The organism is Actinomyces sp. ZJ308 (genome assembly GCF_011752065.1).
In the GTDB taxonomy this organism is placed as follows: domain Bacteria; phylum Actinomycetota; class Actinomycetes; order Actinomycetales; family Actinomycetaceae; genus Actinomyces.
Window position 1 is genome coordinate 60,810 of sequence record NZ_JAAIJY010000017.1, and the last position, 6,000, is coordinate 66,809.

Annotated in this window: 6 protein-coding genes; 3 read left to right on the forward strand and 3 right to left on the reverse strand. The window is 65.1% G+C overall.

The genetic code is table 11. The features are described from left to right. Nucleotides 1–91 precede the first annotated feature (91 nt). Nucleotides 92–793: an A24 family peptidase gene (locus HCR68_RS08665; RefSeq protein ID WP_243859017.1), complete on the forward strand. Its 702-nt coding sequence runs from the start codon at nt 92–94 to the stop codon at nt 791–793. A gap of 88 nt (nt 794–881) precedes the next feature. On the opposite strand, the gene HCR68_RS08670 is transcribed toward HCR68_RS08665, so the two are convergent. From HCR68_RS08670 to HCR68_RS14255, 3 genes are all read right to left on the reverse strand, one after another. Further along, nucleotides 882–1,409: an OmpA family protein gene (locus HCR68_RS08670; RefSeq protein ID WP_347878320.1), complete on the reverse strand. Its 528-nt coding sequence runs from the start codon at nt 1,407–1,409 to the stop codon at nt 882–884. 155 nt (nt 1,410–1,564) lie between these two features. Next, on the reverse strand, nt 1,565–2,176 hold the full coding sequence (locus tag HCR68_RS14250) for a hypothetical protein (protein WP_243859018.1): 612 nt from the start codon (nt 2,174–2,176) through the stop codon (nt 1,565–1,567). A gap of 219 nt (nt 2,177–2,395) precedes the next feature. Next, nucleotides 2,396–2,701 (reverse strand): hypothetical protein, encoded by a 306-nt coding sequence (locus HCR68_RS14255; RefSeq protein ID WP_243859019.1) that lies wholly within the window; start codon nt 2,699–2,701, stop codon nt 2,396–2,398. Here HCR68_RS14255 and HCR68_RS08680 point away from each other — a divergent pair. Together HCR68_RS08680 and HCR68_RS08685 are read left to right on the forward strand one after the other, a co-directional pair. Then, entirely contained in the window at nt 2,700–4,154 is a 1,455-nt protein-coding gene (locus HCR68_RS08680; RefSeq protein WP_243859020.1) for an OmpA family protein, read from the forward strand. The two genes, HCR68_RS14255 and HCR68_RS08680, sit on opposite strands and share 2 nt — an antisense overlap. Before the next feature lie 14 nt (nt 4,155–4,168). Then, a complete protein-coding gene (locus tag HCR68_RS08685; protein WP_167148612.1) occupies nt 4,169–5,908 on the forward strand; it encodes an OmpA family protein in 1,740 nt (579 codons plus the stop codon). Nucleotides 5,909–6,000: the final 92 nt, after the last annotated feature.

Genomic DNA, 6,000 nt, shown 5'->3' on the forward strand with positions numbered 1-6,000 from the left:
CATCCGTCACCGCCTCACCGCCCGCTCGTCGAAAGGCTCTCCGATGTCGGTCTCAGCGATTCAGCCCTGGCCGCTTGCGATGGTGGCAGCGATGTCCGCAGTCTCCGTCGCGCTGGTCGCGGGGCCGGTATCGACGTGGACCAGGAGCTACGTCAGGCGCCCCGCACCCGATGACCCCACAACTCCTTCGAATGACGCCGACGGCGAGGATCCGCGGGCACGTCCGGCACCTCGAGCACTGAAGCACCCCGGCCTGCTGGAGAGCAGGCCCCAGGCCCTTCTGGCCCTGGCTCTGTGCTGCTGGCCCGCGTGGTGGGGCGTACCTGCGGGCGCCGTCGGATCGACCCTCGTTGCCCTTCCTGTCTACACGCTTCTGGGTTGCGCAGCCAGCACCGACAGCGTCGCCCACCTGCTGCCCAACCGGATTCTGGGCTCGGTCACGACCTGGCTGCTCATGTGCGGAGCAGCCGTTGCGATCTGGCGGCCTGAGACCGTTCACGCCGCCGGGCGGGCCCTGCTGCTGGCGGCGGCGGCCGGCGGGATCAGCCTGGCACTGGCCCTCATCGGTACCGGAATGGGGATGGGCGATGTCAAGCTCTGCGCCGTTATCGGGCTGTGGCTGGGCTGGCACAGTCCCTGGGTGCTCGCCTACGGATTCATCACGGGCATCCTCATCGCCGGGATCGTCGCCCTCGCCCTCCTCGCCACCCGACGAGTGACTCGCAAGGACTCGATCGCCTACGGGCCCTACCTCATCGCCGGCGCCTTCCTGGTCTGGCCGGCGGCGATATAGCGTGATCCCAACTCCGGCTCCGGCCCGCCCGGCCCCCTCACATGCCAGACTGAACCCCGCCGGCCGGGCCAGGTCGACGTCGTCACCCTCACCCCCAGCGCACGTCCACGTGGCGGTTGGCGGCCTTACCGGCCTCGTTGACGCTGCCGTCCTCGTTGGTCTCGGAGGCCACCGGCTCACTCTCCCCCTTTCCGGAGGACTGCACGTTCAGGGACGCCACCTTGGAGGTCAGGTAGTCCGCCACCGCCTTGGCCCGCTGCTCGGAGAGCGTCTGGTTGTAGGCGTCGTCGGCCACGGAGTCGGTGTGGCCCACCACGGTGACCGTGGCCGGCGGCTTACCGTTCCAACGAGTGACGATCTCATCGAGCACCTGCTTGGCGCGGTCGGTCAGGGTGGCCGAGTCAACGTCGAAGGTGACGTCACCGGACAGTGAGGCGACGGTCGTCTGACCGTCCGAGGAGTAGGTGACCGCGCTGTCCGAGCTGCTCGATCGCGACACCGGAGTGACAACACGGTCCAGGGCCTGCAGCACGCGGGGGTTGCCCGGACCGGCACTGGCGGGATGCTTGACGATCGGCGTCGGACTAGGAGTAGCGCTCTTAGTCGAATCCGCCACCGGACGGCCTTCCTGTGGTGCCATAGGCAGGGCGGCAGCCCCGACAGAGACCGACCACGCTGCAGCGCTCACTGCGGCAGCCATCGCCGCCCGCGCCCCAGCCCGACGGAGGCACTTCGCATTCGTCGTCCAGGTTGCACGAAGCCTTCGCTGTCTCATCGGGACACCGCCACGTTATTGAAGGTTCCGCCGTTCGGAATGGTGACGGTGACACTCTTGGCATCTGCCGGAACACCGGAGAAGGTCGCCTGGAGCGCGATCGTCTGACCGGGTTTGACGTATTCCGCGAGGTCGCTGGAGCACAGGCAACCCCCTTGGGAATCGTAGGAGACACGGTAGACGTTCGAGGAGGACGGCTCAATAAGCGTCAGGCCGTCGGCGTTGTTCGTACTCCCTCCCGGACTCGCCTTTCCGCTGGGCTGAGGAACCGAGTCATCTCCGTCGGAGAATGAGTCATAGATCCACATATCATTTTTCTTGTCATTATTCGTCACGGAGAACATGACCGTCACCGTCATCCCCGTCCCGGAGACAGAGTTCAGAGAAACAGTCCCGGCCTCACCGTCAATGCTGGTGGTATGTGATTCGATAGCCTCACCACTACCATTACTACCACTCGCCCCGCCCTGCGCAGATTTCGGCGCAGATGCCGACGTCGACGCACCGGCTTTGTCCGAGCTCGAGCCACCTGCCAGTTCACAGGACGCCAGAGTCGCCGTCAGGCCGACGGCGCTGACAATGGCCAGGACTCGCTGAGAAACACTCATCATGATGGGACCTCCATTGCTACTGCTCAGGCCACCTCGACCTGAGGATCACCAAAACCCTAAGCGGCGTCCCTCAACCATCAAATGGGGAGCCACACACGGGGAGACAGCGTGTGGTACACGGATATGACAGGGGTACCCATGGATAGTAGCGCTAAGCACCCGGGGACTCCCCGTGGAGCGATGGGGAGTCCCCGGGGAGCAGCCCTTGTAAGGTAATCACATTTTGATTACGCTCAATCGTTGAATAGTTCCAGCGTTCCCCGAAGGAGTTTCTGTGGCCTCGGCATTCTTCGATTCACGCGGTGTTTCCTTGACGACACCGTCTCGTCGTTCTTTCATCGTCCTATCGGCTTTGGCCGGGCTTGGGTTACCGGTGCTGGCGGGGTGCGACCTGCCGGGGGTGTCTAGGAACAAGGGTGGATCCGCTTCGTCGTCGAGATCCTCGGCGGGTGAATCAGCCTCGGCCAGTGGCAGGGAAAAGGCCAACAGCACGGACTGGCAGGAGCTCGATGCCCACGTCATGGGTCACAAGGTGGCGGTGCGAGTCTCCCCCGTCATCCGCAAGGACGACTCCACCTCGATCATGGCCCTGGAGCTGACCCGCGCATCCGACGACGCCTCCGTCGACGACATCAACGCCACGGCCTTCAGTGACAACGACAACAAGCTCAACCTCTCGAGCTACTTAGGGACCCCGTCCATCTATCGTCCCGGCGCCGGCGCCTCCGGGGTCAAGCTCCTCGACCTGGGCTCAGGGCGCGTGTGGAGCGCCACCGACGGTGGTGGCGGGTTCATGGACCTCACCCCCGGCGAGAAGGTCACCTCCTACCTGTCCTTCGGCAAGGTCGACACCGTCACCGTCTACGTCCCGATGGCCGGCTTCACCACCGTCTCGATCCTCGAGGCCGAGGCCACCAAGAAAGCCAACATCAACCTGGACACCGCCCAGACCGAGCTCGACAAGTACCCCAACCCCGCCACCGAGCTTGCCGAACCCGTCGCCATCGAGCGCTACACCCGGGCCCTGGACGACTCCACCAGCACCAAAGCCGGCGGCAAGGATGTCACCGTCACCCTCGCATCAGACGTCACTTTCGCCTCCGACTCCGCCGACCTGACCCCAGCATCCGACACCCAGCTGCAGACCGTGTCCGGTCAGCTCGCCCAGTACCCCGACGGCGGGACCCTGACCATCGTGGGCCACACCGACGACATCCAGGACGACGCCTACAACCAGGCCCTCTCCGAGCGGCGCGCCAACGCCGTCAAGACCCGCCTGGAGCAGATCACCAGGCTCGACAAGTGGCAGACATCCGTCACCGGAAAAGGCGAGAGTGAGCCCAAGATCAAGGAGACCACCGACGAGGCCCGGGCCGCCAATCGACGCGTTGAGATCACCCTGACCCCCACCGGCGGCACCACCCCCAGGAACAACGCCACCGCCTCCCCCGGCAGCGGCGGCAAGGTACCCGACCCGCAAGGCCCCGTCGCCAAGGGCCCCGAGGGCGTGACCCTGACCTCCAAGGGCACTGACACCAGCGGCGAGGTCACCATCGCCCTCGACCACGTCACCCGCACCGGCGGCTACCTCCTGGGAACCCTCACCTGCACCGTCAAGGCCGGCTCCACCGGAGCCCCACTCCAGACGCTGCTCCGGGACCCCCAAACAGTGCTGGCCAACCAGCGCGATGAGGAGGGCAGCGCCCTACCGACCTTCTACGCCACTGACGGGCTGACCCTCATCGCCGGTGGCGAGCGCATCTTCCCGGCCGACTACCAAGAGGCCGACCTTGAGGCCCACATCCCCCTGACCGAGCTACGTGTCTCCGACCACCTCAAGGGCGGCATCACCACCATCTGCGTCACCTGGCCCGACCCCGGCGGCGACACCATCACCCTCGACCACCCCGAAGGCAAGTACTCCCCCAAAGGCACCGCCTACCGCCTCACCGACATTCCCGTCAAGAACAGCTGAAAGGACCCGCACCAATGCGTCGTCGAGCATTTCTCTCCAGTTCCCTCTTCATCGGAGCGGGACTGTTTGTCCTGGCCGGCTGCAAGGTCCCGGGGAGATCGAGCCGCAAAACCGGCTCGGCCTCGTCGTCGGCCTCGGCGGGTAGATCACCGGGCACCGCCGTACCAGCACCATCACCACCACCGCAGGGCTGGCAGCAGCTCGACGCTCATATCCTGGGCCACCACCTGGGTATCCAGGTCTCGCCGCTGGTACGCCGCGATGAGAACACCACCGTCCTGGCACTGAAGCTGGCTCGAGCCAAGGACGATTTATCAGTGAAGGACGTCACGACATCTGACAGCTCCGGAAAGGGCGACAACAATATCTTCGAGGTGAACAACTACTTATCGCGATCTGGGAGTAATCAGGACTCCTACATAGCCGGCGGTGGAGTGCGCCTCCTTGATCTCAAAACAGGTCGGGTGTGGGAGGCCACCACTGGTGTGGAGCAGACCGGCAAGGACAACTATGCGAACGCTATGCCCCTCAAACCCAGCGAGACGACCAGCTGCTACATACTCTTCGGACCCGTTGATGCCCAGCAGGTCACCGTCTTCGTCCCCCAGACAGGCTTCGCCACCATCGACGTCGTCGACAGCGACGCCGCTGAAGCCTCCAGCATCGATTTCAAGGCCGTGGACAAGGCCTTCGATGATGTCATCAGCTACTCCCAGGACAAGCTGAAACCGAACGACACATTCGCGTCCCCGGTACCGATCGAGCGCTACACCCGAGCCCTGGACGGATCCACCAGCACCCACACCGGGAGCAAGGACGTCACCGTCACCCTGGCCAGCGACGTCACCTTCGCCTCGGACTCCGCCGACCTGGCCCCCGGAGCCCAGGCTCAGCTCCAGACCGTCGCCAACCAGCTGGGCCAGTACCCCGACGGCGGGAGCCTCACCATCATGGGCCACACCGACGACGTCCAGGACGACGCCTACAACCAGGCCCTGTCCGAGCGGCGGGCCACAGCTGTCCAGACCCGATTGAGCCAGCTGGCCGACCTGGGAAAGTGGCAGACCAGCGTGTCGGGCAAGGGCGAGAGCGAACCCCGCGTCAACGACACCACCGACGAGGCCCGGGCCGCCAACCGACGCGTCGAGATCACCCTCACCCCCACCGGCGGCACTGCCACGAAAGACCCAGCTGCGACCCCCAGCAGCGGAAGTGGTTCTCTGCCCGAGGCGAAGGGCGCCGTGGCCAAGGGCGCCGAGGGGATCTCCCTCAACCACTACTCCGGCAAAGGCACAGTCACCATCACCCTGGACCAGGTCACCCGCACCGGCGGCTACCTCCTTGGTCAGCTTCAGGTCGTCAGTGCTCATGGAACCGACGACACGTCCGACCTCGCCAGCTACCTCCATGACGAAGGAGAGCTCCTCTCCAACACCCGCGGTGAGAGACGCGGAATGCCCAGCTACTGGGCCGCTGACGGTCTGACGCTGCTGGCCGGAGGGGAGCGCATCTTCCCAGCCGACTACCTCACGGCCGGAGCCGAGGTACACATGTCGCTCACCGAGCTCCGTCTCATGTACACCCCCAAGACCGGCACCACCACCGTCTGCGTCGTCTGGCCCGAGCCCGGCGGCGACACCATCACCCTCGACCACGACGCCCCCAAGTACGGAAGCCCAGACAATGCCTTCCGGCTTACTGGAGTGCGTGGTGTTTCTCGGACAGGGGGAGTTTTTCTTCCCGTGAGTCGATAGGATGGAGACCATGCCAGCAGCGAAATACTCAGAGGAGTTCAAGGCCCAGGTCGTGCGTGAGGTCATTGAGAAGGACCGCACGATCGCCTCGG